At 46.5% G+C, this 24,864-nt stretch carries 26 protein-coding genes; 12 read left to right on the forward strand and 14 right to left on the reverse strand.

From position 1 onward, the window contains the following. The first annotated feature begins 221 nt into the window (after window positions 1-221). Window positions 222-1,028 carry a hypothetical protein gene (locus ACXAD8_RS21010; RefSeq protein ID WP_475232138.1) on the forward strand — a complete coding sequence of 269 codons (807 nt, stop codon included), beginning with the start codon at window positions 222-224 and terminating at the stop codon, window positions 1,026-1,028. Between the two features lie 58 nt (window positions 1,029-1,086). Here the strand turns inward: ACXAD8_RS21010 and ACXAD8_RS21015 are convergent, their stop codons facing one another. Further along, on the reverse strand, window positions 1,087-1,581 hold the full coding sequence (locus ACXAD8_RS21015) for a PH domain-containing protein (RefSeq protein WP_475232140.1): 495 nt from the start codon (window positions 1,579-1,581) through the stop codon (window positions 1,087-1,089). 142 nt (window positions 1,582-1,723) lie between these two features. Here ACXAD8_RS21015 and ACXAD8_RS21020 point away from each other — a divergent pair, with 142 nt between their 5' ends. Then, window positions 1,724-1,957 (forward strand): DUF1289 domain-containing protein, encoded by a 234-nt coding sequence (locus ACXAD8_RS21020; protein ID WP_475232142.1) that lies wholly within the window; start codon window positions 1,724-1,726, stop codon window positions 1,955-1,957. Window positions 1,958-2,457: 500 nt separating this feature from the next. On the opposite strand, the gene ACXAD8_RS21025 is transcribed toward ACXAD8_RS21020, so the two are convergent. Beyond that, window positions 2,458-4,668 carry a S9 family peptidase gene (locus ACXAD8_RS21025; RefSeq protein ID WP_475232143.1) on the reverse strand — a complete coding sequence of 737 codons (2,211 nt, stop codon included), beginning with the start codon at window positions 4,666-4,668 and terminating at the stop codon, window positions 2,458-2,460. A gap of 134 nt (window positions 4,669-4,802) precedes the next feature. Here ACXAD8_RS21025 and ACXAD8_RS21030 point away from each other — a divergent pair, with 134 nt between their 5' ends. The 3 genes from ACXAD8_RS21030 to ACXAD8_RS21040 all read left to right on the forward strand — a co-directional run bounded on the left by ACXAD8_RS21030 (window position 4,803) and on the right by ACXAD8_RS21040 (window position 6,834). After that, entirely contained in the window at window positions 4,803-5,441 is a 639-nt protein-coding gene (locus ACXAD8_RS21030) for an NAD(P)H-binding protein (protein WP_475232145.1), read from the forward strand. Window positions 5,442-5,445: 4 nt separating this feature from the next. Next, window positions 5,446-6,201, forward strand: coding sequence for a tRNA1(Val) (adenine(37)-N6)-methyltransferase (locus tag ACXAD8_RS21035; RefSeq protein ID WP_475232147.1), 756 nt, complete (start codon window positions 5,446-5,448; stop codon window positions 6,199-6,201). A gap of 255 nt (window positions 6,202-6,456) precedes the next feature. Continuing rightward, window positions 6,457-6,834 (forward strand): hypothetical protein, encoded by a 378-nt coding sequence (locus ACXAD8_RS21040; RefSeq protein WP_475232148.1) that lies wholly within the window; start codon window positions 6,457-6,459, stop codon window positions 6,832-6,834. Here the strand turns inward: ACXAD8_RS21040 and ACXAD8_RS21045 are convergent, their stop codons facing one another. Together ACXAD8_RS21045 and ACXAD8_RS21050 are read right to left on the reverse strand one after the other, a co-directional pair. After that, window positions 6,835-7,278, reverse strand: a complete 444-nt coding sequence (locus tag ACXAD8_RS21045) for a GNAT family N-acetyltransferase (RefSeq protein WP_475232150.1) — start codon at window positions 7,276-7,278, stop codon at window positions 6,835-6,837. 52 nt (window positions 7,279-7,330) lie between these two features. Beyond that, the gene (locus ACXAD8_RS21050) at window positions 7,331-8,131 is read right to left on the reverse strand and encodes a CLCA_X family protein (protein WP_475232152.1); all 801 of its coding nucleotides are present in this window, start codon (window positions 8,129-8,131) and stop codon (window positions 7,331-7,333) included. Between the two features lie 192 nt (window positions 8,132-8,323). Between ACXAD8_RS21050 and ACXAD8_RS21055 the strand changes: the two genes are divergently transcribed. After that, entirely contained in the window at window positions 8,324-8,524 is a 201-nt protein-coding gene (locus ACXAD8_RS21055) for a hypothetical protein (protein WP_475232155.1), read from the forward strand. Here the strand turns inward: ACXAD8_RS21055 and ACXAD8_RS21060 are convergent. The 5 genes from ACXAD8_RS21060 to ACXAD8_RS21080 all read right to left on the reverse strand — a co-directional run bounded on the left by ACXAD8_RS21060 (window position 8,479) and on the right by ACXAD8_RS21080 (window position 12,579). Next, the gene (locus tag ACXAD8_RS21060; RefSeq protein WP_475232157.1) at window positions 8,479-8,889 is read right to left on the reverse strand and encodes a nucleotidyl transferase AbiEii/AbiGii toxin family protein; all 411 of its coding nucleotides are present in this window, start codon (window positions 8,887-8,889) and stop codon (window positions 8,479-8,481) included. The genes ACXAD8_RS21055 and ACXAD8_RS21060 overlap by 46 nt on opposite strands. Next, complete coding sequence (locus ACXAD8_RS21065; protein ID WP_475232159.1) at window positions 8,873-9,274, reverse strand: DUF6088 family protein; 402 nt, start codon at window positions 9,272-9,274, stop codon at window positions 8,873-8,875. The genes ACXAD8_RS21060 and ACXAD8_RS21065 overlap by 17 nt, the downstream gene beginning before the upstream one ends. Before the next feature lie 457 nt (window positions 9,275-9,731). Further along, a complete protein-coding gene (locus tag ACXAD8_RS21070; RefSeq protein ID WP_475232161.1) occupies window positions 9,732-11,105 on the reverse strand; it encodes an NAD(P)(+) transhydrogenase (Re/Si-specific) subunit beta in 1,374 nt (457 codons plus the stop codon). Continuing rightward, entirely contained in the window at window positions 11,102-11,401 is a 300-nt protein-coding gene (locus ACXAD8_RS21075; RefSeq protein ID WP_475232163.1) for an NAD(P) transhydrogenase subunit alpha part 2, read from the reverse strand. Before ACXAD8_RS21075 ends, ACXAD8_RS21070 begins: the two co-directional genes overlap by 4 nt. Further along, window positions 11,401-12,579: an NAD(P) transhydrogenase subunit alpha gene (locus ACXAD8_RS21080; RefSeq protein WP_475232165.1), complete on the reverse strand. Its 1,179-nt coding sequence runs from the start codon at window positions 12,577-12,579 to the stop codon at window positions 11,401-11,403. Before ACXAD8_RS21080 ends, ACXAD8_RS21075 begins: the two co-directional genes overlap by 1 nt. Before the next feature lie 273 nt (window positions 12,580-12,852). Here ACXAD8_RS21080 and ACXAD8_RS21085 point away from each other — a divergent pair, with 273 nt between their 5' ends. After that, entirely contained in the window at window positions 12,853-13,416 is a 564-nt protein-coding gene (locus ACXAD8_RS21085; protein WP_475232167.1) for an HNH endonuclease, read from the forward strand. Between the two features lie 70 nt (window positions 13,417-13,486). Further along, window positions 13,487-13,735, forward strand: a complete 249-nt coding sequence (locus ACXAD8_RS21090) for a DUF6482 family protein (protein WP_475232169.1) — start codon at window positions 13,487-13,489, stop codon at window positions 13,733-13,735. A gap of 7 nt (window positions 13,736-13,742) precedes the next feature. On the opposite strand, the gene ACXAD8_RS21095 is transcribed toward ACXAD8_RS21090, so the two are convergent. Together ACXAD8_RS21095 and ACXAD8_RS21100 are read right to left on the reverse strand one after the other, a co-directional pair. Further along, window positions 13,743-14,702, reverse strand: coding sequence for an MBL fold metallo-hydrolase (locus ACXAD8_RS21095; protein WP_475232171.1), 960 nt, complete (start codon window positions 14,700-14,702; stop codon window positions 13,743-13,745). Window positions 14,703-14,708: 6 nt separating this feature from the next. Continuing rightward, the gene (locus ACXAD8_RS21100) at window positions 14,709-15,386 is read right to left on the reverse strand and encodes a hypothetical protein (RefSeq protein ID WP_475232172.1); all 678 of its coding nucleotides are present in this window, start codon (window positions 15,384-15,386) and stop codon (window positions 14,709-14,711) included. Between the two features lie 133 nt (window positions 15,387-15,519). Between ACXAD8_RS21100 and ACXAD8_RS21105 the strand changes: the two genes are divergently transcribed. From ACXAD8_RS21105 to ACXAD8_RS21120, 4 genes are all read left to right on the forward strand, one after another. Continuing rightward, window positions 15,520-16,404 (forward strand): LysR family transcriptional regulator, encoded by an 885-nt coding sequence (locus tag ACXAD8_RS21105; protein ID WP_475232174.1) that lies wholly within the window; start codon window positions 15,520-15,522, stop codon window positions 16,402-16,404. A 99-nt stretch (window positions 16,405-16,503) separates the two neighbouring features. After that, window positions 16,504-16,911 (forward strand): Zn(2+)-responsive transcriptional regulator, encoded by a 408-nt coding sequence (gene zntR, locus ACXAD8_RS21110; RefSeq protein WP_475232176.1) that lies wholly within the window; start codon window positions 16,504-16,506, stop codon window positions 16,909-16,911. After that, on the forward strand, window positions 16,908-17,966 hold the full coding sequence (locus ACXAD8_RS21115; protein WP_475232178.1) for an SO_0444 family Cu/Zn efflux transporter: 1,059 nt from the start codon (window positions 16,908-16,910) through the stop codon (window positions 17,964-17,966). The genes zntR and ACXAD8_RS21115 overlap by 4 nt, the downstream gene beginning before the upstream one ends. 245 nt (window positions 17,967-18,211) lie before the next feature. Then, on the forward strand, window positions 18,212-20,206 hold the full coding sequence (locus tag ACXAD8_RS21120; protein WP_475232181.1) for a GEVED domain-containing protein: 1,995 nt from the start codon (window positions 18,212-18,214) through the stop codon (window positions 20,204-20,206). 76 nt (window positions 20,207-20,282) lie between these two features. Here ACXAD8_RS21120 and ACXAD8_RS21125 read toward each other — a convergent pair whose 3' ends face one another. Genes ACXAD8_RS21125 through ACXAD8_RS21135 form a run of 3 tightly spaced genes read right to left on the reverse strand, consistent with a single transcriptional unit; the run spans window position 20,283 to window position 24,799 of the window. After that, window positions 20,283-22,757 carry an ABC transporter permease gene (locus ACXAD8_RS21125; RefSeq protein WP_475232183.1) on the reverse strand — a complete coding sequence of 825 codons (2,475 nt, stop codon included), beginning with the start codon at window positions 22,755-22,757 and terminating at the stop codon, window positions 20,283-20,285. 12 nt (window positions 22,758-22,769) lie between these two features. Beyond that, the gene (locus tag ACXAD8_RS21130) at window positions 22,770-23,450 is read right to left on the reverse strand and encodes an ABC transporter ATP-binding protein (protein WP_475232184.1); all 681 of its coding nucleotides are present in this window, start codon (window positions 23,448-23,450) and stop codon (window positions 22,770-22,772) included. 11 nt (window positions 23,451-23,461) lie between these two features. Next, a complete protein-coding gene (locus ACXAD8_RS21135; RefSeq protein WP_475232186.1) occupies window positions 23,462-24,799 on the reverse strand; it encodes an efflux RND transporter periplasmic adaptor subunit in 1,338 nt (445 codons plus the stop codon). Window positions 24,800-24,864 lie beyond the last annotated feature (65 nt).

Genomic DNA, 24,864 nt, shown 5'->3' on the forward strand with positions numbered 1-24,864 from the left:
AATATTACCCGACTTATTGGGTCGGGGGAGTCCAATTATCTCTAGTTAATAATCACATTGTGAAACAGCTTGCCTTATTACTGCCACAATTTATCTCAATTGATCACCACAGAGATTGGTAACTGTAGGTAATAAACGTTAATATGCGGTTTAACTATATAGAGTATAATCTCCACCTAATTTAGTAGTCAGAGCCGCATTCAGGCTTGTCGAGAGAAGGTATGTCGACAGATAAATTTGATAATGTGCCCAGAATTGTACTGGAAAAAGAAGACAGGGATTCTTTTCAGCGCACCCGAGCAGCGCAGAAAACTAAGCCACAGCCAGAAGTGCCTCAGGATAATCCGCCACCGGCTAAGTCGTCAGGTGGTCTGTTGGTTTTCGTTTTGTTGCTGGCGCTGGGCGGCTATGGCGGTAGCTATTGGCTGTACACTTTGCAGCAAAAAACTGTGAATCAGTTGGAAAACGCCAGCGAGCGAATTTATGAGTTGGAGCGCAAGATTTCTGCAACTGGTGAAGAGCTGGATCAGTCTGCCGTTGCTTTGCGGGTACAGGTTAATGAGTTAAAGGATAAAACCGATGTATTGTGGCAGGAAATGGACAAGCTTTGGGCTTCTGCATGGCGTCGCAATCAAACCGAAATTAAAGAACTTCAAACCCAGACAACTAACGAATTTAAAAATCAAAAAGCCACATTAACGGCATTGCGTTCAGATATTAGTGAATCCAATACCAATATGGCGGTTATCCAGGAGCAGGTTAATCAGCAATTGACCAGAGCCAAAGAAATTAACAGCTCGTTAGAATCTGTGGTAAAACAGCGGGCTGCGTCTGAGCAACAGATTCGCGATATGGGCGATCAGGTGGCTACCGTAGCGTTGCGCATCGAAGCTTTGATAGAGCGCATTGATGCGCTTGAGTCGTTAAAGCAAGAAGTGTCTACTATTAAGAGCCAAAATGCTGCCAGAAGCGCTCCGCCAGCAGTAGTGCAACAGCCGCCTGCAACGGGCACTCAGGCTGGTCAGTAACTTCTTTTGAATTAACCGGATGGGATCCATCCGGTTAAATTCGTCTCTCTCGGTTCCCTTATCTAACAGAAACCAGATTATGCATTTCACTATGCTGCTCGTGTTCTATCTGATGCAAGTTGCGGCAGCGTTGTTTTAATTCCTGAATAAACGCCTTACGGTTTCTCGGAGAGATAAAGGTGTAGGATCCGGCGTGGAAAATCTTAATGCGTGAAAAGGACAAAGTGGGAGCTAAGAAGCAATTGTTGCTCTGTTTGGCCAGTTGGATATCTGAGTAGTAAATGGTTTTATAGAGTAACTTACCACATTTGATTTCCAGGCGGTCCTGATGCAGGGTGTATTCACAAGGCCATGCAGAAAAACGAATGATTACAAACAGCAGCACACAGATGGCGGAAGCTGTGAAAATATCCGAAGGTTGTAGGCTAAACCCCTGGTTTTGCAGCATAGGCCAGGCGATTAGTAACCCTGGCGCTGCCAGAACTAATGCAGTGAAGAACCACCAATCCACTTTGGAACGCCACTTAGATACAGAATAGTTTACCGTTTTCATAATGCCCTCTATTAAAAACAATTGAACGCCTAATAAATATACCCTGGTTGCGCTTGTCATGCTGTCGAGGTGAGGTGATCACTGACAACCTTAATGTGCTAAAATCCCCGAGGTAACGACTTTTATTTTGCGAAACTTGACTATGAAAACCCCGATTAGCAGACCGATTGATCCTTGTCAGGCAGTATGCCGATTTGATGATGATGACATATGTTTAGGTTGCTTTCGCAAAAGAGAAGAGGTCAATAATTGGCGTTTTTTAAGCAACGAAGAAAAGGCCAAAATTGTGGAGGTGGTTAAACCTAAGATTACGGAAAGGCTTGAAAAAGAAAAGGCTTCAGGACGCTTACCTCCATCACAACGATTCCGTTATTAGTTTCATTGTGTGTAATTTGAGCCATTAGGCGGCAGCTTTTATATTCTCTGGGTCAGAATTCGAACCATTACACAAATCTGAGTTCACAGCGTGTACCTTAATAGCTAGTCAGTATTTTTGAATAGGTGCAAAGGCTGATTCAAATGTTTTAAATCCAGCATTTTATAGTCAATCTCTTACAAACTAAAAGGGGATCCGTACACCCTATCTTCAATCAAGGATGACAAATTTTGGGGTTTAAATTTAACCGGTCGTTCGAGCGCTTATACCAGGACACCCATCTGAAGATTTTTGAGTATTCGTGCAGGCAGCCATCATAAGGCTTAAACATGACACCCATTGTAAAAAAGCAATAGGAATAGACGGAAACAGCCATAATTTCACTATTCTTTGCTTGATGTGTGTCCATGTAACTTATGGTGGGTGTCCACGTAATTAATTGGGCTACAAAAAAGGGCTGCCAATTGGCAGCCCTTAGTGTTTATTTTTAACGCTCTGAATTATCTCAGAGTACGGTCAAAGAAGTTGGTGATGGTGTTGTAGAGATGAATGCCGGTTTGCTTACCGCGGATGCTGTGTTTCTTGCCGGGATAATCCATCACTTCAAAGGGGATGGCTAAATCCTGCAGGTGTTTGTACAGCATAGTGGAGTGGGTAAACAGCACGTTATCGTCTGCCATTCCATGATAAATCAGCAGGTCTCCTTTTAAATTTTCGGCGTAAGGGAATACGGACGACTTGGTGTAGGCTTCCGGATTGCTGTTGGGGTTGCCCATATAACGCTCGGTGTAATGGGTGTCATACAAGCGCCAGTCTGTTACCGGGGCTCCGGATACACCAGCAGCAAAATAGTCGGCTGCTTTAAACATGCTCATTAAGGTCATGTAACCGCCGTAACTGTGGCCATAGACACCGATTTTCTCTTTATCTACGTAGGGCAGGGTGTGCAAAAACTTCACGCCAGCCACCTGGTCCTGAACTTCAATCTCACCCATGCGCTCATGAATTGGGTCTTCAAAGGCTTTACCACGGTAATTTGAGCCGCGATTATCAACGCTGAATACCACATAGCCTTTGTCTACCCAATGCTGCATCAGCAAGCCGCGATTGCCGCCCCAACGATTTTGCACTACCTGAGCAATTGGGCCGCCATAGAGATAAACAATAGCTGGGTGTTTTCCGGAGATTTGTTTAGGTGTCCACATTCTGTAGTGCAGGGTAACGCCGTCCTGGGTTTTTAAGGTGCCAAACTCAGGCTTGACCCATTGTTCCTGATAAGGCGCTAACGGATGATTTTCATCGATTGCGTTTTCCGTTAACCAGGTGAGCTGTTCGCCATTGGCTTTGTGTAAACTAACCTGTGGCGGGGTGTTGATGCTGGAAAAGTCATCTACATAAATGCTGGCATCTTTAGAAAATGCAATGGAGTGGAAGCCTGCACGTTGGCTGACCTTGCTAATGTCGCCACCTTTTAAAGACACGCTGTAAAGGTGTTTCTCCACGGGAGTGTCTTTGCGGCCAGTAAAGTAAACTACGCCTGCCTTCTCATCAATGGCTGATACTTCGTCTACTACCCAGTCGCCACTTGTCAGTTGTGCCAGTTGTTTACCGTCGTTGCCCATCAGGTAAAGGTGTTTGAAGCCGTCTTTTTCAGAGGCCCAGATAAAGGCGTCCTGGTTTTTCAGGAAGTACAGATCGTCATGCAGGTTAATCCAGGTTGGGCTGGATTCGGTCAACAGCACCGAAACTTTGTTGCTACTGGTGTCCACCACTTTTAATTGCAATTGCTTCTGGTTGCGGGTTTGCTGTTGAAAGCTGAATTGCTGGCTGTTGTTGAGCCATTTACCACGAGCCAGATAAATGTCATGGTCATCACCCAAGTTAACCCATTCGGTCTTTTCCGATGCAATATCATAAATGCCCAGCTTTACTGTTACGTTTGGCGTTCCAGCTCTGGGGTAACGCTGTTCTACTACTTTAACATTGTCAGCGTAGATTTCTGTGCGGGTAATGATATCTACTGGCGATTCATCCACCCGGATATAAGCAATTTTAGATTCATCCGGTGATACCCAGTAGCCGGTCATACGGCTCATTTCTTCCTGAGCAACAAATTCCGCCATGCCATTTTTAATGGCACCACCACCATCACTGGTAACCTGGGTTTCTTTACCTGTGGCAATATTTTTCAGATACAGGTTTTGCTCACGGATAAAAGAAATAAATGTGTTTTTAGGTGAGATTTTGATGTCGGTTTCAAAAGTTTCTGTTTCCAGAATTTGCTGTGCCTTGTCGCTGCCCATAGGGTAGTACCAGGCGTCACCAGCCAGTGGGAACAGCAGGGCTTTACCATCGCTGGACCATTCGTATTCCATGATACCAGTGCCGTATTCACGGCGACGCTCACGACGGGCTTTTTCTTCGTCTGATAATTCTTCTTTGCCACTGTGCAAGTTATCGGCATCGAAAAGCAGTTGAGTTTTTCCTGATTCTACGTTGTATTCCCACAAATCGTAGCGTTCGTAATCTGTAACTTTACCCTGGATAAAGGTAACCCGTTGACCGTCAGGAGAGACCTTTAATTTACTGGGAGCTGTGCCTTCCAGTGCTGGAGAGGAGAAGATGCGTTCTATGGTTAGTTTTTCTGGTTCCTGAGCCTGTACCAAGGTACTGGAAAGGAGAATGCTGGAAAGCAGAGTGAGTTTTTTCATGCTTCAGAGTATCCTGTAGGAAAGTTCATGTATGGCCTGGTTGGCGTTGTCTTTTAGTTGTTGTTGTGACAATCAAAATGGCAAAAATGCTCGCCAGAACCTGATATTCGATAAAAAGATGCGTAGTTTATAACATGCAAGCACAAAACCACAAAACCGCTTTGTTACTGGGTGCAACTGGATTGGTGGGGCAACACTTGTTGGCACTGCTTCTGGCGGATGACAGATACGATAAAGTGATATGCCTGTTGCGATCACCACTCAAGCAAAACAATTTGGCTCAAGAACACGCTGAGAAGCTGCAAATACAGCAGGTGGAATACGAGCAATTGCCGCTTTTGGCTGAGTGTTTTAGCGCCCATCACGTCTATGTATGCCTGGGCACCACCATCAAAAAGGCCGGTAGTCAGGCGGCGTTTAAGTTAGTGGATTACGATTATGTACTGCAGGCTGCTGAGTTGGCGGCACAACAGCAGGCCCAGAGTTTTGTTTGGATCTCATCAATAGGCGCAGATGCTGATAGCGGTAATTTTTATCTAAAAGTTAAAGGCGAATTAGAGCAGGCAATAGCAAAAATCCCTGGATTGTGCGCATCCCCGGTACAACCATCATTATTGCTGGGCGAGCGTGACGAGTTCCGACTCGGTGAGCGGTTTGGAATCGCTATTGGGCGCCTGGTCAGGCCCCTGATGGTGGGGCCATTGCGCAAATACCGCCCAATACACGCGCTCGATGTGGCCAAACAGATGATAGCCCAACAGCGCTGGGATTAAGCGAATGTTTCGCTGTAAGCAGTTTGTGGTGCGACAGGAGCTGTGTGCTATGAAAGTGGGCACTGACAGTCTGTTGTTGGGCAGTTGGTGTGATCCGCAAGGTGCAGAGAGCATCTTAGATATTGGTACTGGCAGTGGTTTACTAAGCCTGATGATGGCGCAAAAAAGTGACACTGGTTGTCGTATAACTGCATTAGAATTGGATGAGTCAGCCGCACAACAGGCTCAGGAGAATGTTGCCTCGTCGCCCTGGCCTGACAAAATTGCAGTGATCAATGAGGATTTTTTGTCCTGGCAGGAGAAAACCGCTCAGCAATTTTCTTTGATTATCAGTAATCCCCCATGGTTTGAGTTCGCGCCATCCGCCGCCCATAACGCCAAAAATCAACAACGCGATGTTGCCCGAACCAAAGCCCGACAACAACACAGCCTGACGTTATCTGCGTTATTTAATGGTGTAAGCCGATTATTGTCGGATTCGGGAAGTTTTTATTTTGTGTTGCCTAAAAATGCGGAAGATGAAGTGATGAGTTTAATTACACAATTGCCTTTTGTGGTGGTGGCTAAAATAGCGGTTAAAGCCACACCTAAAAAAGCACCTTATTGCCAGTTGTGGCATTTAAAAAAACAATCCGGACAATGTCTTAGGCCAGAAAATAGTACAGAAGAGTGTGTTTCAGAATTGATTGTTAGGGATGAAAATGGCAACTATAGCGAGGCTTATAAAACCTTGTGCAAACCATTTTATTTGAACTTTTAATTCTAAAAGCGTGGTTTTTAATACTCTAATGCATTTAATGAATTCCCCGAAATGGCAGATAAACTAGATAGAGCCGATTGATCTCTTTGTGTTATTTTTCGGTATATCTCAATCAGTTACAAATTTTGGATTTCCTTTTTTTTAGGTGTTGCTATATTTAAAGTGTGCCTTGCAGAAATAAGCGGTGCGCACACAACATCAAAAACAAATCAGGACTTTTTCCACGGAGCGGAGAACCTTTGTAGGGGAGCTGTTATGAGCGAAAGTCAATTACCCTCTAGTATCAGCCAGCTGACCGATTCGCTGCAGGTGGTACAGTTTTACTGTCGGAATATTCCTATTCAAATACCCAAGTTTGCGGTGTATGCCATTTTGGATAATCCGGTTTTCGATAAAATAGTTTACCGGGATAATCGCAAGGTAGGATTAATTAAATTAGGTCGTTATCTGGTTCCGGTTATTGATCCGCTACACGGTAAATTAGACGAGCAAACCAAACACATAGTGGTGATTAGTCAAAGCAAAGGTAATAAATTCGGATTATTCGGTTATCCGGCGGACGAAGTCAAAGACAACTTGCAGTTGCCTTTTTATCATCGTTCTGTGCGCAAAATAGTGAAAGACTTTGTCTGATCAGATTTTTAGCGTGTAATAATCAAAACTGTCGATCAGTTTATAATTTAACTGATCGTACAGCGCTTTTGCCTGGTGATTATCTTTTGCAGTAGCCAGTTTAATGGCATGAGCCTGATTTTTTTCAGCGAACGCATGCGCGGTTTTCATTAACGCTTTAGCTACACCTTGCTTTCTCGAATTCGGAGCCACAAATAGATCGTTCAGAATATATACCTGTTTCATGGCGACTGAAGAAAACGACGGAAACAACTGAGTAAACCCCATCCCCTGATTTTGTTCGTCAATGGCCATGTAAATGATGGAGTCCTGATTGGTGAGTCGCTGAGCAATAAAACTCGTGGCGGCACTAATATCTGAAGGTTGTTGATAGAACTGGCGATACTGGTCAAATAAATCTGCGCATTGTTCAAGGGTTGCCTGGGTTACCTGCACAATCTTCATTGGCTCATTTCTCTCTTTCTGTTTAGTTTATGTTGGTTATGGGTTTTGTTGATCATGGGCTTTGCTGATCAAGGGCTTTACCCAAGGTAATAAAATACTGTTTAAAATAGCCTGCGATTTGCTGGCGTTGTTGCGGCTCAGGATAAATTCCAAGCTTTGCTTCTGCCGACTGCTTGGTGCCCTGCACCAGAAAAGCGTTCTTAAGGCTTTGATCCTGCACAAAGGCTTCAAATGCCCGGGCGCAAACTTCCTGTGGTTGCGCATAATAGTAGGTATTCAACGATTTGTCAGCGGTAACACTTTTGATAAACAAATCGCTGAGCTGATCGCTATTTTCTCGCAAAAATATGTGTTGATAGCAGCTTTCCAGTAAGTGGTTTAACGGATGCTCTATTACCTGTTGGTGCTTAAGCCACAACACAGAGGCAAAGTCGCGATGGCTGGCGCGTTTAAACAGCTTTTGGCTGATGTAGTGATCGAAGGCGTGAAACCATTCATGGGCCAGTGCGCCGCCACCGGCATTTTTAGCTAACGCCAGTGTGCGGGTGCCGGAATTGTAATGGGCTGAGCTGTATTTTTGCCCGCCTTTACCAAAAGCGAGGGACAAGGTGCCATTGAGGGAAATCACCTGTTCCGGTACCTGCAGTATGGTCATCAGATCGCAAAGTGCGTCAAAAAACAAATTTGCCGCTATCTGTTGTTCCTGTTTTGTGACCCAGTTGCCTACAGTCGCGGTTTTAAAGCCGAAGATTTTAACGATGTCGTTAAATGACACATCCGCTCCGTCGCGATGGCTGGGACCATTGCGGTAGTAGCTTTGATGTAAACGGGATGACGGTTGCTGTTGGGGCAAGGGAATGTTGTCTCAATCAAATATAGCTTGATGATAGCAGGCGCGGGCGTCTGGCTCAAAGTTGAGAAACCTGATCGAGATCCCCGCTCGATCAGGGCAATTATGCAAGGGTGAATCTGGGGGTTTTCCCCCATAGCATCAGTACCCACATTCTTGAATACTTTCCTGGTAAAATTGATTGAGGAAGTATTCATGTCCGTCTTTAACCGTAAAAACCTTATTTCATTGGCGGTGGCTTTTGCACTGCCGGCTGCTGGTCTGCAGGCAAAAACCTTTGATGCCGATCTCGCTGAAGTGTTCGCTGAGAATCCGTTGGATCTGCAACAGGTGATCGTCACTTTTGAAGGTTACTCTGCCCCCACCAGTGAGCGTATATCAAAACAAAAATATTGATATTCATTCAGGACCACAGGCTTCTGCTCAATGGAAAACATAGAAGCTGAACTTAACAGCGAAGCAATTTGTTGTTTCACGGCTCGCTTGGCGTTTTTCCTGGCACTGCGAGAGTCGAGTTCACAAACCCTTGCTACAGGCACCAGCTTAATATCTATGTCTTCAGACATGCGATAGGTTTTAATGGAGGACCTGGCGAGCGCTGTACCACCTGAAAAAACAATCTGGTAGTAATCCAGCTCAACCTCTGCAAGCAGTTTTAGCAATTGAACAACGTAATAGTCTTTTTCAACAATGGCGGGGTTACCGAGGCCAATGGCATCAGCAACATCAACAAATAGCGAGGTATCAGGCAGCGTTGACACGCTGTTTCCCTACAGCAATTTTTCGGGTGAAGCGTGTACTTTTAGGTTTGATTTTCACATTAGCCGGTATCTGGGTAATGTTACCGGACAAGTTCTGTTGCGACAGCTCATCAAACTGATAACCCACACCCAGCTTCTCCATTGCCTCGATAACAACACCATCGGCTCCGGCGGGATTATCCGGCATTAATTTCCCGGTAATACGATTCACTCTGGCACGGACATAAAGCCCATATCCAATTTTAAGTAGTAAACCTTCACGCACCAGATTTCGAAGACCACGGCCTACCTGGTCATAGTCCGCAATATCTTTAAAATCAGAGCGCAAAAAAACAGATCGCTTCGAGCGCTTTACTCGTGTCTGAATTTTACTTTTTATTGTCATATTGCGACTCCGTTTAAGTATGTTTAAATAATAGTCAAAAACACGACTTTTTTCAATCGCAAAAATACGACAATTATAGGGTGCAAAAACACGACACAGAAAAGTGATAATATTCATATTATACAGTGGCATAAGACACCCTATCTTTTGAATGTCAGGTGAGTTTTTGATATGCGAATGAAAGGAGTAGTTAAATTTATCTTTGATAGGCGTGGTAGGTCTGGACTTCAGTCCGACAAATGAAAACATGTAGGTCCGGACTTTAGTCCGACGAAAAAGTTAAATAACTGCGTCGTTGTCCTATTAGTCGGTTTTTGCTCTTGCAAAACAGGAATTCAGCACGTCCATGCTCAAGTCAGTCCTTCTGCGAATAGACCAACAAAAATGCCAGTCAGTTAAACTGACTGGCATTGAGAACTGCGAACCAGAATGGGTTGGCAGATCAATTATTTAGCGATTAATCACCAAACTCGCGGATAACGGTATTCAGGGTATCTTTGGCATCACCAAATACCATACGGGTGTTATCCTTGAAGAACAGCGGGTTATCCACACCTGCAAACCCGGCTGCGGCGGAGCGCTTCAGTACAAACACATTGCGGGTTCTGTGGGCTTCAATGATGGGCATGCCATAGATTGGACTGCCTTTCATTTCTTTGGCTGCTGGGTTAACCACATCGTTGGCACCGATGATGATAGCCACATCAAAGCTGTCCATACGGGGATTAATGGCATCCATTTCGTACAGTTGTTCATAAGGCACATCCGCTTCCGCCAACAGTACGTTCATGTGACCGGGCATACGGCCGGCTACCGGGTGAATGGCGTAGGCCACTTCGGCACCGTTTTTCTCCAGCAACTCCTGCAATTCTTTGACTGCGTGTTGTGCCTGCGCTACCGCCATACCATAGCCTGGAATCACAACGACGCTTTGCGCGGCTTCCAGCACGTAAAAGGCATCTTCGGCGGACAGCGCTTTGATTTCACCTTCAATTTTTTCACCGGGCTCAATGGGCTTGGCAAAACCGGATAGCAGGATATTCATCAGTGAGCGGTTCATGGCTTTACACATGATCTGGGTCAGGATAATACCACTGGCACCTACCAACAGACCGGCCACAATCAAGATGTTATTTTGAATCGCCAGACCGGCTGCCGTAGCGGCTAATCCGGAATAACTGTTCAGCAGCGAGATCACCACCGGCATATCCGCTCCCCCAATGGGGATAGTCGCCAAAATACCAAATACCAGCGCCAGACCAATAGCGATGTAGAACCAGTTCAGGGTAAAGGGTTGCGTGGCAATCACAAAAGGCAGAGCCACAGCGCTGATGATGATCAGTGCATTTAACCAGCGCTGACCGGGAAAGATGATGGCTTTGCTGGCCATTCTGCCGCCCAGTTTTGCCCAGGCAATCAGACTTCCACTGAAAGTCACACCACCGATTAAAATTGAGATGTAGGCAATCACCATAGTAGTAATGGTCAGGGTGTCAGTTTGTTTAATGGTGAGTGTTGATAAACCCAGCAACAAACTCGCCAGACCACCAAAACCGTTAAACAGAGATACCAGTTCCGGCATCGCGGTCATTTCTACCCGCTTCGCCATCCAGGCACCTAACACACCACCAGTCAGAATTCCGGCGAAGATAAGTTCATAGCTGATGATGTCACGGTGCAACAAAGTCATTACTATTGCGATGAACATCCCCAGCGCAGAGGTTAAATTACCTTTCTTCGCTGTTGCCGGGTGGCTGAGCAGTTTCAGACCCAGAATAAACAGGATGGCGGCAATGACATAACTTACATTAACTAACAGTGTCATACTCATTGTTGAGCCTCCTTATTCTTTTGCTTCGACTTAAACATGGATAACATGCGATTGGTTACCATGTAGCCTCCCACGACGTTCACGGAAGCGAATATCACAGCGGCCACACCCAGTATGGTGGTGAGTTGATTGTTGTCTGAACCCGCCGATACCATGGCGCCGATCAGGGTGACACCAGAAATGGCGTTGGCCCCTGACATCAGAGGCGTGTGTAAGGTGGCGGGGACCTTGTGGATCAGTTCAAATCCCAGGAATCCTGCCAGTACTAAAATGAATAATAGGTAGATTAATTCCATCAGGCTTCTCCTGCGATTGATTCAAAATGTTTACTGAGCATGGCATTGCGCAAAGTTTGCTGATGCACAATAACGCAGCCGTCCAGAATGTCGTCTTCCAGATCCAGCACAAAGCGTTTCGCGTCTCTGTCCCAATATTCATCTAATAAATTAAAAAGGTTATTGGCATAAAGGTCGCTGGCGTCTTTGGGTACCTGATTTGGCCAGTTACCTGTACCTACGATTTTGACGCCATTTTTCACTACCGTTTTACCTTTCTCGGAACCGGCCACGTTGCCGCCATTTTCGGCTGCCATATCGACAATAACGCTACCAGGCTTCATACCTGCAATATCTTCTTCACTGATGATCAAAGGCGGTTTACGGCCAAATAGCTGTGCCGTGGTGATCACCAGGTCGGAATCGGCGATGGCCTGGCGTTGTCCTTCTTTTTGCTTTTGCATCTGTTCTTCGCTGAGGGCATTGGCATAGCCCTGACTGGTTTGACCGGTCTCCCCCAAATCGATTTCCAGAAATTTAGCACCCAGAGACTGAACCTGTTCGGCCACGACCGGGCGGGTATCAAAGGCAGTTACGCTGGCACCCAAGCGCTTGGCGGTGGCGATGGCCTGTAAACCAGCCACACCCGCACCGATAATGAATACCTTGGCAGGCTTCACTGTACCTGCCGGGGTCATCATCATGGGCAGTATGGTATCCAGCTGAGTGGCTCCCTTGAGTACCATGACATAACCTGCCAGATTGGTTTGGGAGCTGAGGGCATCCATTTTTTGTGAGCGGGTGGTGCGCGGGATCATTTCCACACTGATGGCGGTTACCTGCTTGGCTTGCAGTTTTTCAATCAGAGGTTTCTGGAAAAACGGATCCAGGTGACCAATTACCAGGGTTTCAGCTTTCAGGTGCTCAATGTCTGCTTCTGTAGGTCGGCTGACATACAACACAATTTCCGCTTCTGCCAGACTGGCATTGCGATCCTGGCTGATAATTGCTCCCGCTTCGACGTAATCTTCATCACTGTAACCAGCCAGAAAACCTGCGCCAGTTTCAATCGTAATCGAAGCCCCGGCCAAAGCCAGTTTCTTTACAGTGGCGGGTGTAGCACTACACCTGCGCTCTAATGAAACATCTTCCGAGTGTTCGTTGACTCCCGGCGTTTCATTCACAACAAATATTTTCATGGTGACTCCAATAACAAATGCTTATGTAACAGAGTATGAAAATTCGTCCGAAAAGCTAAATTACTTATTTCGATGGTCAATATTGATTTTAGTGATAAAGGTCGGACCAGATCACATTCTGATGAATGTTAGGGCAGGGAAAGGCTTGTTATTTTTCCCATGGTTCGCTAACTGTTTGTAAATATAGTTGAAAATTTAACCTGTTTTTTAAAAATCTGTCATACTCAAGGTAGAAACTGTCGTCAGGCCAGATAATTAAAACAGAAGATGCCTATGTACGTATTACGACTGAATCAAAGCACCATGCCGTTAGGATGGATTACGATAGAGGAAGCTTGTAAACAATATTCTCTGGGCAATGTGCTGTTTGAATTGGGATCGATGAAGCGAACTTTGTTAGGCGGGCATAATCATGCCGGTGAACAGAGTAGCATCGAAATTGCCTCAATTATTGGCTGCAAGGGTAAGGTAGTGCACCAGAGTGGTAAAATTCCCTTGTGTAACCGTTGGTTATTTGCCCGAGATAACTACACCTGTTTGTATTGTGCCAATCAATTCCGGCCCAGCCAACTGACCTTAGATCACATTATCCCGCGTTCCCGAGGGGGCAAGAAAACCTGGATGAATTCAGCGACCGCCTGCAAGCGCTGCAACGTTGTTAAAGGTGCCAGAACCCCGGAAGAGGCCGCGATGCACCTGATTGCTGTGCCTTTTAAACCCAATATGTACGAGCAACTGTACTTGCGTAATAACCGTATCCTGGAGGACCAGAAGGAGTACCTGAGCAGCCAGTTTTCCAGTAAGCGTGATTGGTTAGGCGGCAAGCTGGTGGCCTGAATGCAGAATAAATTATGAACTATAATTTCTTTTGCAGCGTTTAAACGCAAACGACAACAGGAAGTAAACTATGAACCTACATATCGAATCCTTTGAGGGCGGTTTTTATCTGGCGGCAATCGAAGATAAGGAACGCACCTGGTATCTTTACGACGAACAAAACCACCCTAAAAAGTTTAACTGCATCAATGAGATAAAGTCCTTTTTAGTCAATGAACGATTTGAGAAAGTCTGGTTAAAGCAAAATACACCTTACGATGAAATGTGCGGCATGACTTCAACCACCGAAGACATGAAGCTGGAACTAGAGTGGCATTAGAGCCTGTTTAGTCGAGCGGTTGCACAATAAACTTCTCGCTGACAAGTCTCATGGGGTCTGGTGCCGTCTGCAACAACTGATGCAGTGTATCAAGTACCTGATAATCCATTGGCAAAGGCGCTTCTTCGGGCTGATAAGTTGAACCCATTGGATAGTCCATACCGGCAGTTTTGCTCATCTCAATGTGGGTGCCCAAAATAGCCGTCACCGGTAGTGACCGAGTTTGTTTAAGCAAGCGTGCAATACTGTGTCTGTAGGCTTGCCAGTCGCGCACATACAGCCTGTCCGGATACAGGCTGTCACCGGTTAGCAACCATCCAGTTCGCTCATCAAATAATGCAATGGCATCGTCACTATGCCCCGGCAAGGGGTAAGCTGTTATTGTCCTTTCCCCTAAATCTAATTGCGCGCTGTCTTCAGGCCAATGCAAGCCATCAACCCCATAGCCAAAATGTTGTTGAATTGCTTTCAGATTGCCAGCCACAACCTGGGTACGGGCCTTATCCTGAAATTGTTGGTCAGCGGCAATGTGATCGCTATGACCATGAGAATGCAATACCAGCAGTTGTCTGTTAATCGTTGTTGGCGAAGCCTCCTTAAGAATACGGCTGATGGTAGCAAACAATGGAAAACGGTTGGCACTGGCTGTTGCGCCGGTGTCTAACAACAACGCCTTTTGAGTGCCCAATAACAGATAAATAAAGGGGGCTTCATAGTGCAGGCACTTGTTTTGACGCAAAATATAGGTGTTGGCGTCATAGCGAAAGATTTCAATAGGGCCAGCATTATCCATTTGGCAATCTGCTACGCCATGTCGCCATTGGTATTGCTGTAATTTTTGCAGCTCTGGTGCTGGCATTGGCGACGGTTGTTGGCCGTTTGCGAAGGTCCCACAGAGCAGGGTGCCCAAGGTCAATAGTGGTACCCGATGGCACAGGTTTTTGATTGCTTTGCTGAAAATGCTCACTGGCGTTTAACCTTTAAAATCCAGGAATTCAACATACAGCGCTTTTTGAGAATGACACTGACCGAAGTCGGCTACTAACTCTGCATTTTCAAATGAGTACTCGATTATGGTTTTGGCTGATTCTTTGAGCTGACATTGCTCCGCCAGATAAATAGCATCAAAAGAAGGGGCCGGGCCAATCTGATGCACAAACAGCAGGCGCTGCTCTGACAGTAGGATACTATGCCATTGGTTAGATTCAGGGTTTGCAGGCATCTTGTTGGTTAATTGTCGACGATATAACGGCTTTTTAAAAAATACCTCTTGCTCGCTTAGCCAGGGCTTCCCGCCTCGTTCAAAGTGCCCCTTAAAAACAGTGGCGTTGAGCACTATAGATTCGCCCTCAATGAGTTTATTGAGATCAAAGTGCTCAGGTAGCAAGGTCAGCATATTTTCTTCAAATTGCTGCCCTGATATCAGGTGAGTTAGCAGTTTTTCATGGCTTTGCAGCTCGATTTCATAAATCAACTGATAATCGTGAGGTGCCTGATATAAGGGTAGGTGGCTGGCAAAAAGGCGGTCACCATCGCTAAACAACACCATGCCATGGGAACCCATGCGCTGGTGATGCTTATGTTCATCAGCTTTTAATGGAACAGCTTGCGACAAACAAAAGAACAACAGTAAAACGGTTAACTTTGACATAGGGAGCAGCCTGTAAACATATGGATTGATCCTATTCTGCTTTAATAATAGGCGTAAAAACAGCGACTAAAAGTTTATCATTGTTTCCTTTTAGGATATGGTTTGAGTTAATTTGTTTACCGGTTTTCAGGTTATGGATGTTAATGATTTGCGTTATTTTATGGTGATTGCCCGCAGCAATAATTTGCAAACGGCCGCTAAAGAATTAAACAAAACGCCTGGGGCTTTATCCAAAGCCATTCGCAGAGTGGAAGCCTTAACTCATACCCAGTTATTTGAGCGACAGGGGCGCAATATTCAATTGAATGCTGAGGGCCGACGATTTTGCGAATATGCGCGGGTGATTGTGCATGAGTCAGAACAGGCCATTAGCGCATTTGGCCAGGGTAAGCAAAAAATCAAAGTGAACATAGCTGGCCCTCAGGTATTGCTGCAACAGGCGTTACCCAGCGTGTTGGATTGCCTGCCAGCTGCTCATTATGACACTCACATTACCGCCGAGTGGGAAGGGGATGCGTTAAAACATTTACGCGATGGTAGCGCCCATCTGGCCATTGCCACCGCAGAGGCAGTAGAACAAAATCAAGCTGACCTGAGTATTATTGAACTTGGCGAAACCAGCTTCCAACTGGCCTGTGCCGCTGCACATCCGCTGCTGGCCGATAATCCGGCAACGACAATTAGCAATGAACAGATTCAAAAGTATGCTTTTGCTTGCCCGGTAGTTTCGCCTTTTTGCGGTATACAGCGAGGTATCGGCTCTGATGGCTGGCGAGATGATATTCTGCCGCGCAATATTGCCTACCGGTGCAGTGATTTCAGTACCTTAATAGCATTGGTACAACAGGGCAGGGCATTGGCTTATATCCCGGATTTTTGTATCAGCCAGGCAAATCTTTGCGCCCTCAAAATTACTATTCCCTGGCAATACCGGGAAAGGCTAATTCTGGCATACCAACCCAGTCAGGCGGCCGGTTGGTTGCATCGCTTCGCCAGTGATTTGCAGTCGAGCAATTAAGCTTTCCTTGGCATTCAGAAAAATTACAGTTAAACCCTTGACCCTATATCTAACTATAGGGTTTATACTCTGTTCAGTATCAGTTATTTGGGCAATGTTATGTACAAAATTGGACAGCTGGCAAAAATGGAAGATATCAGTGTAGAAGCCCTGCGTTTTTATGATCAGCAGGGGGTATTATCTCCGGGTCACAGAGCAGACAATGGTTATCGTCTCTACAGCGACGATGATCGCAAAACCCTGAAGTTTATTCAGTCCGCCAAGAGCTTAGGCTTTACTCTGGCTGAAATTCAGGAGTTGTTAAACATCAAGGTGGACAGTCATTCACATACCTGTGAAGAAGTGAAAACTATCGCAGAGCACAAGTTGCAGGATATTCAGGATCGTATCCGGCAATTACAACGTTTTGAGACTACCCTAAAAAAAGTGGTAAAAACCTGTTGTGGCGGCCCGGAAAGTGCCGAACATTGCTCTATTCTGGAAGCTATTGAGGAGCGCGTGGCATGATTTTTCTGCAGAATTTTTGGGACTTATTAGTGTTATCCGCCCCCTGGTTGTTGCTGGGCTATCTGATTGCAGGTGTGATCAATGTTTATTTACCCAAACAATGGATGCAAAGTCAGTTAGGCAAGGCCAGTTTTGCTCATTCAGTTAAGGCGGCGTTTATTGGTGCACCTTTACCACTGTGTTCCTGCGGTGTTATTCCCACGGCCCTGGGCCTGCGTAAACGCGGCGCCTCTAAAAATGCCACGGCCTCCTTTATGGTGGCTACCCCTGAAACTGGCGTAGATTCAGTGTCGGTGACCTATGCCCTGATGGGACCGGTTATGGCCATTGCCAGACCCATTGCTGCGATAGTCAGTGCTATTGTGGCCGGGGAGTTGGTCAGATTAACCGATAAACCGGAGGTGCCAAAGACGCAAACTCAGGTTCATTCCTGTTGCGGCAGTAAAAAGGCCGAAGCTGAGCCGGAGCAAAAGGGGGTTGTAGAAGTTCTGCAGTTTTCCTTTGGCAAATTACTGGGGGATACAGCCAGTTGGTTGTTACTGGGTTTGTTTTTTGCCGCGATAGTGCAAACCTGGGTTCCGGAATCGTTTTTTGTGCAATGGGGTGACAGCATTTTAACTATGGTGGTGATGGTGCTTGTCAGTATTCCTATGTATATCTGTGCCACAGCCTCAACCCCGATTGGCGCTGGTTTTATTCTGGCGGGTGTATCGCCGGGCAGTGTCCTGGTGTTCATGCTGACCGGACCCGCAACCAATCTGGCCACACTAGGCGTGCTAGGCAAAGAACTGGGTAAACGTGCCATTGTGGCTTATCTGGTGGCGGTTATAGGCACCGCAGTAGGCATGGGACTATTGCTCGACTGGTTGTTGCAGTACACAGGTTGGCAAATTGATGTGGCTGAGCAATTGCATCAGCATCAGGACAGTTTGTTTTACACACTATGCGGTGTGTTCCTGAGTGCGTTAATGGTTCGGTACTATGGTACTCAAATAGTAAGACGCTGGTCTCGTGAAAGTGACGGTTCAGGGGTGAGTGAACCACACTCACATTAACTAAACCTCAGGGCATAAATGCATTAAATTGCTATGAAATTCAATTAGCTAACGATTTTTGTTTAAAAACTGCTCGACCTTTTCATAAAAGGTTAATATATTTCTCGTTAACCAGTGTCGATATTTCCGATACTGGTTCTCCTCAATTTGCCTAATCCCCTACTTGTTTAACGACGCGCCGGGGATTTCTTTTGTATAAATTGAGTGTATACAATATAAAATATACCAAAAATGAGAAATCTATTATGTTTAACTTCAAGTGTTTTAGGAACAAAACGGTCGTACTTTGCGTTACGCTACTTGGCTGCTATGGCCCTTCGGTGGGTGCCGAAACAACGCAATCCAGTTTTAATACCCCATCTTTAAATTATTGTGCTGCTCATGGCGGAGGTAGCTATGAGTGGATTCAATCTGTCACCTTGGATGGCGACACTTATTCGTCTGGCGGAGCAGGCAATGACAACAACCTGCAGGGATATTCGGATTTTACCGCAAAGACCTTTACTGCCTCAGATGGCCAGCTGCAATTAGCGCCGGGATTTTCAGGTCAGGCATATTCGCAATTCTGGACTGTTTGGGTGGATCTCAACCAAGACGGTATTTTTTCTGATAGTGAAAAGTTGCTGGATGGTCTCTCTGGCAATGCCAGCACTAATGGTGTATTAGCGTTGCCAGTGGTTTCGCAAAATTTGACGACAAGAATGCGAGTGGTTATGCGCTATGGTGGAGAAGCTTCGTCGGCTTGCGGTAATATCGGTAGCGGTGAAGTGGAAGACTACAGCCTGCTGATCCCCGCAGATAGTGCTGGACAATTGCAACTGCAAGACATCTGCAAAACTCAGGGAGCCAGTACCAATAGCCAGTTGGCTGATGGAGTGGCCATTTGTTTGCCCGATGCCCAGGTAAACTATCTCAGCATCCCCGGAGCCAATAATTATAACAGCATTGCTATTAGCACCGGTCACGGAAGCGGTGATCTTTCCTTGTTCGCAAAAAATGGTGGCTGGCCAGCTACTAATGGTACCGATCCGGGTTCTACCAACGCTGGAAATTCGGAATGTATTATCTTGCAGAATCCATCGCAATATTGGACCTATGTAGCTGTGACAGGGGAAAAACAAGGGGCCAGCATTGTTGCGGATTTAGGGGCCACAAGTTGTCGGACGGTATCCGATGAGGTTGATCCTACAGACCCAGTCGATCCGCCTTCTAATGGGAACGATGGTTACCCTTATGATTCGGTCAACGTCAAAATTTTCCGTTTTCAATTTAGTGATGCACCCTTGACCTGGACTGAGCAACAAATCATCACCGAAATGGAGAAAGTAAAAACCTATTACACTGAACAATCCTACGGACGTTTTACTGTGACTTATGATTTGTCACAACCCATTATTTCTATCCCAGAGTCCAAGAGTAATTATGATAATGACTTTCATGCCTGGCGAGCTCTGTGGCGAGCAAAAGTCGCGGAACAGGGAGTAGATCCTGATGCTCCCGGTGCGGGCAACATTATTATGATGACCGCACCTCAGGTCGGTAATTTTAACTCCAGTGCGGCACCACCAGAAATGTCGATATATCACTACGGCGCGGGAACTGTCGCTCATGAAATTGGACATGCACTGGGGTTACGTCACGCTAAAGCCGTGGAAGCGGGACCTGGAAAAATCATCGGCAATGGTGATATTGCTAGCGAAAGCCTGAATTACGGTAATGTGTACAGCATGATGGGAATGGGGGCGCACTCATTGCAAGAATACAATTTGATGTACAAAGACTACTTTGGCTGGTTGACTGCGCAGGAAGTCCCCTTGATAAACCAGTCTGGCACTTATCGTCTTTATGCGTTTGATCATGGCAGTGCTTCAGGCACCAATGCACCGGGCTATATTGGCATCAAGTTAAAATCAGGAAACGATAAATACACCTATTGGCTGGAATATCGCACTACTCACAACACATATACCAACACCAAAAACGGTGTTTTGATCAACCTGCAAGGATACCTTGAAAATGAGCAGGACCCTGGATTTTGGAAGCACACCTCACATTTACTGGATATGACGCCAGGTTCTAAAACACCTGGCTGGTGGGGCGACGATCAAACTGACTCAGAGCTAGTGATTGGTGAAAGTTATACCGACCATTGGGGAGGATTCCGCATCACTGTACTGCAAAAGGGTGGTGTAGAGGATACAGCGCAAGCCTGGATTGATGTCCAGGTGGAAATGCTGTAGTTGCAATAAAAACTCCCGTGCTTCGTCCTTGAAGACACGGGAGAACGGGAACTGTTTTGGCTTTTGCGCTTCTGGTTTACTCGTAGCGCAAAGCCTTGATGGGCGTTGCTCGGGCTACTTTGGTGGCTTTGCCTCCGACGGTTAGCCAGGCGATGAGCAATGCCATTAAACTGGCTGTCAGACAACTAGCAAGTACCCAAAGTTCACTGATACGATAAGGAAATATCTGTAACCAGCTAAGCATCAACATCGCAGCACCAGCACAACCAATGAAGCTGGCCAGTAATACCGGTTTGGAGAACTGCCAGGTGAGCAGTTTGACGATATCCAGCACACTGGCTCCCATTACTTTACGGATGCCAATCTCTTTAAAGCGACGTTCAGCAGTAAAGCTGGCCAAGCCAAACAAGCCCAGGCAGGAGACGATGACGGCGAGGCTGGAAGCAATCGCCAGCAACAGCGCTTGTTTTTGCTCTGACTGAAAATCTCTTTCGATTACTTCACTGACATAGGTGCGTACAAAGGGTAATTCGGGTACCTGATCCTGCCAATAGCGCAGTAGTGTTTGCTCTGCTTTTTGCGGCGCATCTTCAAAACGTACCGCCAGAAAGCCGATACCACCGTAGTCCACGAAAATGTAAACCTCCGGACGAATACTTTCTCTGACTGTGCGATAATTGATATCGCTGATCACTCCAATAACTGTGGCAAATATGGTCATGTCGCCCCATCGATACTCCAGCACCTGACCCAGAATGTCTTCGTTACTGGCAAAACCAAAGTGGGCCACCGCCTGTTCATTCACCATGGTATTAATTTGGCGGGTTTCCGGGTTTTGTTGTAATTGTTGAAAATCCGGACGTACATCGGAACTGATATTTAGATCGAAATAACGGCCCGTTATTACTTTGGCGTTAAAGGTGTCCAGAAAGCCTTCATCGACATTGCGAAACGAAATGGTTTCGCTAAATTGGGAGCCATCTTCCCGGTTGAATGACAACCCCAATTGCCAATTAGTTGCCATGGCCGGAAACATATTGATGTATGTGGCGGCTTTCATGCCGGGTAAGTCCAGAATCTGTTCTCTGAGCAACTTTTGGCGAGATTGCTGGGCAACGGGTTCACGACCTACACCATGTAATATCACAATATGGTCTTTGTCGTAGCCTACTTCCAAATTCATGGCGTGCTGCCGTTGTGCGAACATCACCATGGCACAGACGATCAGTGCGATAGAAATGGAAAATTGCGCAATCACTAACAGGTTACGCAACATCAGACTGCCGGAGGTTTCTGCAGATTTATTGGCTTTCAGAACTTTGGCAGGGCGAAATGCGGAGAGTACCAGGGCCGGATAAATACCGCCTAATATGCCCACTATCAGCACCAGGGCTATCATGGCCAGAGTGTTTATCCCCAAATAGTCAAAAACCAAATCTCGCTCCAAAAACTCACTGTAAAAGGGCAGTGCCAGCTCCACCAACATTAAGGCCAGCACTAAAGCGATAGCGGTGATAAAGATTGTTTCTCCCAGAAATTGCAGGATCAACTGCTGTCGCGAAGCGCCCATAACCTTGCGCAACGCCACTTCCTTAGCACGACGTGTAGAACGGGCCACAGACAGGTTGGTAAAGTTGATACTGGCAATAAGCAGAATCACCAGCGCAATACCCGAGAAAATAGCGATGTTGGTTTTACGCCCTGGTTGATTGATGTACATTTCATCCAGCGGAGTTGCCGTAAACGCGATCCAGTCTTCCGGCTGAGCATAGGTTTCCTGAATAAATTCAGGAACAATCACTCTGTCTTTAACCAGTTGTTCCATACGATGGTTAATATCCGCAATGTTAGCCCCTGGTTTCAGGGTAATTAACGTCATGTTGTTGCCACCGGCCCAGTTGGTGAACAGCCAGGGCTGAGTTTCCAGGTAGTCTTCTTCAACGATTTTTAGCAAGGCTGTGAGACCTTCAATATTGGTATTGTGAGCAACATTGGCATACACAGCGCCTACTCTGAAGTCTTTGACTACACCCCAGCTTTCAATGGTAATGATTTCGCCTATAGCGTCTGTACTGCCAAAATATTTGGTGGCCAATTGTTCCGATAAGGCAATGGCGGCATTGTCGTTAATGGTGCTGTTCAGATCACCTGCTAAGGTATCAAATTGTAATATATCGATGGTGCTGGGGTCTGCAAAATACAAAGGCTCTTCGTAGATATCATTGCGGGTTTTGACTATTGGCCACTGTCGGTTCATGCGGCTTGCAGATTCAATCTGGTCGGGAAAATAATCTAATAGCACCTGCTTTAGCGGGCCGGGGGCTACATCAAAAGTTTGGGCTTCAGCACCTGTGGTGAAATAAGTGGTCTGTACGAGGTAGGTGCGCTCCGCGGCAGGCCAGTGATCGTCAAAACTGGTTTCATCCTCGATAAATATAAATAACAACAGACAACTGGCCAGACCCACTGCCAGGCCAAGAACGTTGATACTGCTGTAGAGTCTGTCGGCAATCAGGTTGCGCCAAGCGATTTGCAGGTAATTTTTAAACATGCTGAAGCCCTCCTAGGCGGCTTTTACGCTTTCAGTGACAATTTTGCCATCGAACAAATTTACGGTTCGGCTGGCATAATCTGCATGGGCAGGGCTGTGAGTAACCATCACTATGGTGGTGCCTTCCTGATTGAGCTGTTGCAGCATTTCCATCACTTCCTGACCGTGGGCGCTGTCGAGGTTGCCGGTGGGTTCGTCCGCCAGGATCATAGCCTGGTCGCCAACCACGGCCCGGGCAACAGCAACTCGCTGTTGTTGACCTCCGGATAATTGGCCCGGCATGTGATTAGCCCTGTGACCAATGCCCACCTTATCCATTACCTGCAATACTCGTTGACGCCGCTCATGAGCAGGAATGTCGTGATAAAGCAGTGCCAGCTCGATATTTTCCTGAACCGAAAGTTCATCCACCAGATTAAAGCTCTGAAAGATAAAACCAATATTGTGTTTGCGAATGGCGCTAAGCTGGCTCTCGCTGAAATTGGAAATTTCCTGATCCAAAAAGTGGTATTCGCCGCTACTTGGAGAATCCAGCATACCCAGAATATTTAGCAGGGTGGATTTACCGCAGCCGGAAGGCCCCATGATAGCCACGAATTCACCCTGATCGATGTCCAGCGAGACCTGATCAAGCGCGGTGGTTTCAATGTCGTTAGATTGATAGACACGGGAAATGTTGTTTAGCCTAATCATGTGTTTTTCCTTCAGTTTTTCAGGGTTAATCGTTCAATGTTTTGGTATTCGCCATAGGACGACACTATGACGGTTTCGCCGGCTTCCAGACCGGACAGAATTTCAATGTATTGATTGTTGCGACGACCGCTGCGAATGGCTCTTTTATTGGCTTCGCTGGCATCTGGAGACACTACATAAACCCAGTTACCTCCGGTATTTTGAAAGAAGGCGGCATTGGGCAGCATCAGTGCTGGTTCGGCATCGCCTAACTGCAGTTTCACCTGTAGGGTCTGACCGCGCCGGATATCTTCTGGGCGGGCATCACTAAATTGTAAATCCACTTCAAATTGGCCGTTGCGCACCTGCGGATAAATTTTGCTGATGGTCAGTTGGTAACTTTCATTGTTGCGTATCAAGGTGGCCGGTTGTTCCAGATCCACCCGACCCAGATAAAATTCATCGATAAAAGCGCTGAGTTTAAAGTCATCCGGCGTATCTATCTGACCCAGGCGGCCACCGCGGGTGATACTTTGGCCAATTTCTGCATCAAATCCAGAGAGTTTGCCATCTACCGGGGCTTTTACGTTCATATTGTCCAGATTCTGCCGGGAGATTTGCAGGGCTCTTTCCAGCTGTTCACTGGTGGATTTCAGGAACTGTAGTTGTTGCTCCTGCATTAACTCGTCGGTGCGTTGACTTTCTAATGAAACCGCCAGGGTTTGCTGATACCAGTTCAATGTATCTAGGGTGTCATCTACCTGATTTTTGGGGATTAGGTTACTGGCCAATAACTCCTGTTCGTGTCGAAGTTGCCGTGACAACAACCGGATCTGATGGTTGATGTCCAGCAGGTTGCGCTTGTGTTGCAAACGATTTTGCTCCAGTTGTAATTCGATCGAGCGCATATTATTGAGCTGCTCCGCCACCAGTGCCTCGTTACTGGTAACGCTGAGTTGCAATGAGGTGTTGGACAGCCGGGCTATCATATCCCCGGCTTTTAACAGGGCTCCGTCTTCCACATACAAAGCTTCGACGCGGCCACCTTCGATGGCATCTAAAAACACCGTTTTGGCGGGGGTGACTCTGGCACGCAGTGGTAAGAAGTCTTCAAATATACCCTGCTCAACCGTTGCCAGTGTGACTCGTTGAGACTCTACGGATAGCGCGCGTTGCCCGGTTTTGGAAAACAACAATAGCCCCACGGTAAGGGCGACTGATGCCATAACCCATGGAAGCGCTTTGCGCCAGAGAGGTTTACTGGAGACGACTTTCTTATCCATTGCTGCCCCGGAGCGGCCCTCAGTAGCGCGTCCTTGTGGTGGCATTTTGATGGTCTTTTTTTGTTGCGTTGTTAATTCCACTGACATGGTTAGACTCGTTTAAATTGCTCGCATTCGCTGTCTTTAGCGAGATGATTACAAATCCTGTGCCA

This window comes from Planctobacterium sp. AWH2_060 (assembly GCF_056158425.1).

What these genes read in the sequence shown, in the direction of transcription:
- ACXAD8_RS21010 (WP_475232138.1), top strand. Translation starts at nt 222, where the DNA reads ATGTCGACAGATAAATTTGATAATGTGCCCAGAATTGTACTGGAAAAA.
- ACXAD8_RS21015 (WP_475232140.1), bottom strand. Translation starts at nt 1,581, where the DNA reads ATGAAAACGGTAAACTATTCTGTATCTAAGTGGCGTTCCAAAGTGGAT.
- ACXAD8_RS21020 (WP_475232142.1), top strand. Translation starts at nt 1,724, where the DNA reads ATGAAAACCCCGATTAGCAGACCGATTGATCCTTGTCAGGCAGTATGC.
- ACXAD8_RS21025 (WP_475232143.1), bottom strand. Translation starts at nt 4,668, where the DNA reads ATGAAAAAACTCACTCTGCTTTCCAGCATTCTCCTTTCCAGTACCTTG.
- ACXAD8_RS21030 (WP_475232145.1), top strand. Translation starts at nt 4,803, where the DNA reads ATGCAAGCACAAAACCACAAAACCGCTTTGTTACTGGGTGCAACTGGA.
- ACXAD8_RS21035 (WP_475232147.1), top strand. Translation starts at nt 5,446, where the DNA reads ATGTTTCGCTGTAAGCAGTTTGTGGTGCGACAGGAGCTGTGTGCTATG.
- ACXAD8_RS21040 (WP_475232148.1), top strand. Translation starts at nt 6,457, where the DNA reads ATGAGCGAAAGTCAATTACCCTCTAGTATCAGCCAGCTGACCGATTCG.
- ACXAD8_RS21045 (WP_475232150.1), bottom strand. Translation starts at nt 7,278, where the DNA reads ATGAAGATTGTGCAGGTAACCCAGGCAACCCTTGAACAATGCGCAGAT.
- ACXAD8_RS21055 (WP_475232155.1), top strand. Translation starts at nt 8,324, where the DNA reads ATGTCCGTCTTTAACCGTAAAAACCTTATTTCATTGGCGGTGGCTTTT.
- ACXAD8_RS21065 (WP_475232159.1), bottom strand. Translation starts at nt 9,274, where the DNA reads ATGACAATAAAAAGTAAAATTCAGACACGAGTAAAGCGCTCGAAGCGA.
- ACXAD8_RS21070 (WP_475232161.1), bottom strand. Translation starts at nt 11,105, where the DNA reads ATGAGTATGACACTGTTAGTTAATGTAAGTTATGTCATTGCCGCCATC.
- ACXAD8_RS21075 (WP_475232163.1), bottom strand. Translation starts at nt 11,401, where the DNA reads ATGGAATTAATCTACCTATTATTCATTTTAGTACTGGCAGGATTCCTG.
- ACXAD8_RS21080 (WP_475232165.1), bottom strand. Translation starts at nt 12,579, where the DNA reads ATGAAAATATTTGTTGTGAATGAAACGCCGGGAGTCAACGAACACTCG.
- ACXAD8_RS21085 (WP_475232167.1), top strand. Translation starts at nt 12,853, where the DNA reads ATGTACGTATTACGACTGAATCAAAGCACCATGCCGTTAGGATGGATT.
- ACXAD8_RS21090 (WP_475232169.1), top strand. Translation starts at nt 13,487, where the DNA reads ATGAACCTACATATCGAATCCTTTGAGGGCGGTTTTTATCTGGCGGCA.
- ACXAD8_RS21100 (WP_475232172.1), bottom strand. Translation starts at nt 15,386, where the DNA reads ATGTCAAAGTTAACCGTTTTACTGTTGTTCTTTTGTTTGTCGCAAGCT.
- ACXAD8_RS21105 (WP_475232174.1), top strand. Translation starts at nt 15,520, where the DNA reads ATGGATGTTAATGATTTGCGTTATTTTATGGTGATTGCCCGCAGCAAT.
- zntR (WP_475232176.1), top strand. Translation starts at nt 16,504, where the DNA reads ATGTACAAAATTGGACAGCTGGCAAAAATGGAAGATATCAGTGTAGAA.
- ACXAD8_RS21115 (WP_475232178.1), top strand. Translation starts at nt 16,908, where the DNA reads ATGATTTTTCTGCAGAATTTTTGGGACTTATTAGTGTTATCCGCCCCC.
- ACXAD8_RS21120 (WP_475232181.1), top strand. Translation starts at nt 18,212, where the DNA reads ATGTTTAACTTCAAGTGTTTTAGGAACAAAACGGTCGTACTTTGCGTT.
- ACXAD8_RS21125 (WP_475232183.1), bottom strand. Translation starts at nt 22,757, where the DNA reads ATGTTTAAAAATTACCTGCAAATCGCTTGGCGCAACCTGATTGCCGAC.
- ACXAD8_RS21130 (WP_475232184.1), bottom strand. Translation starts at nt 23,450, where the DNA reads ATGATTAGGCTAAACAACATTTCCCGTGTCTATCAATCTAACGACATT.
- ACXAD8_RS21135 (WP_475232186.1), bottom strand. Translation starts at nt 24,799, where the DNA reads ATGTCAGTGGAATTAACAACGCAACAAAAAAAGACCATCAAAATGCCA.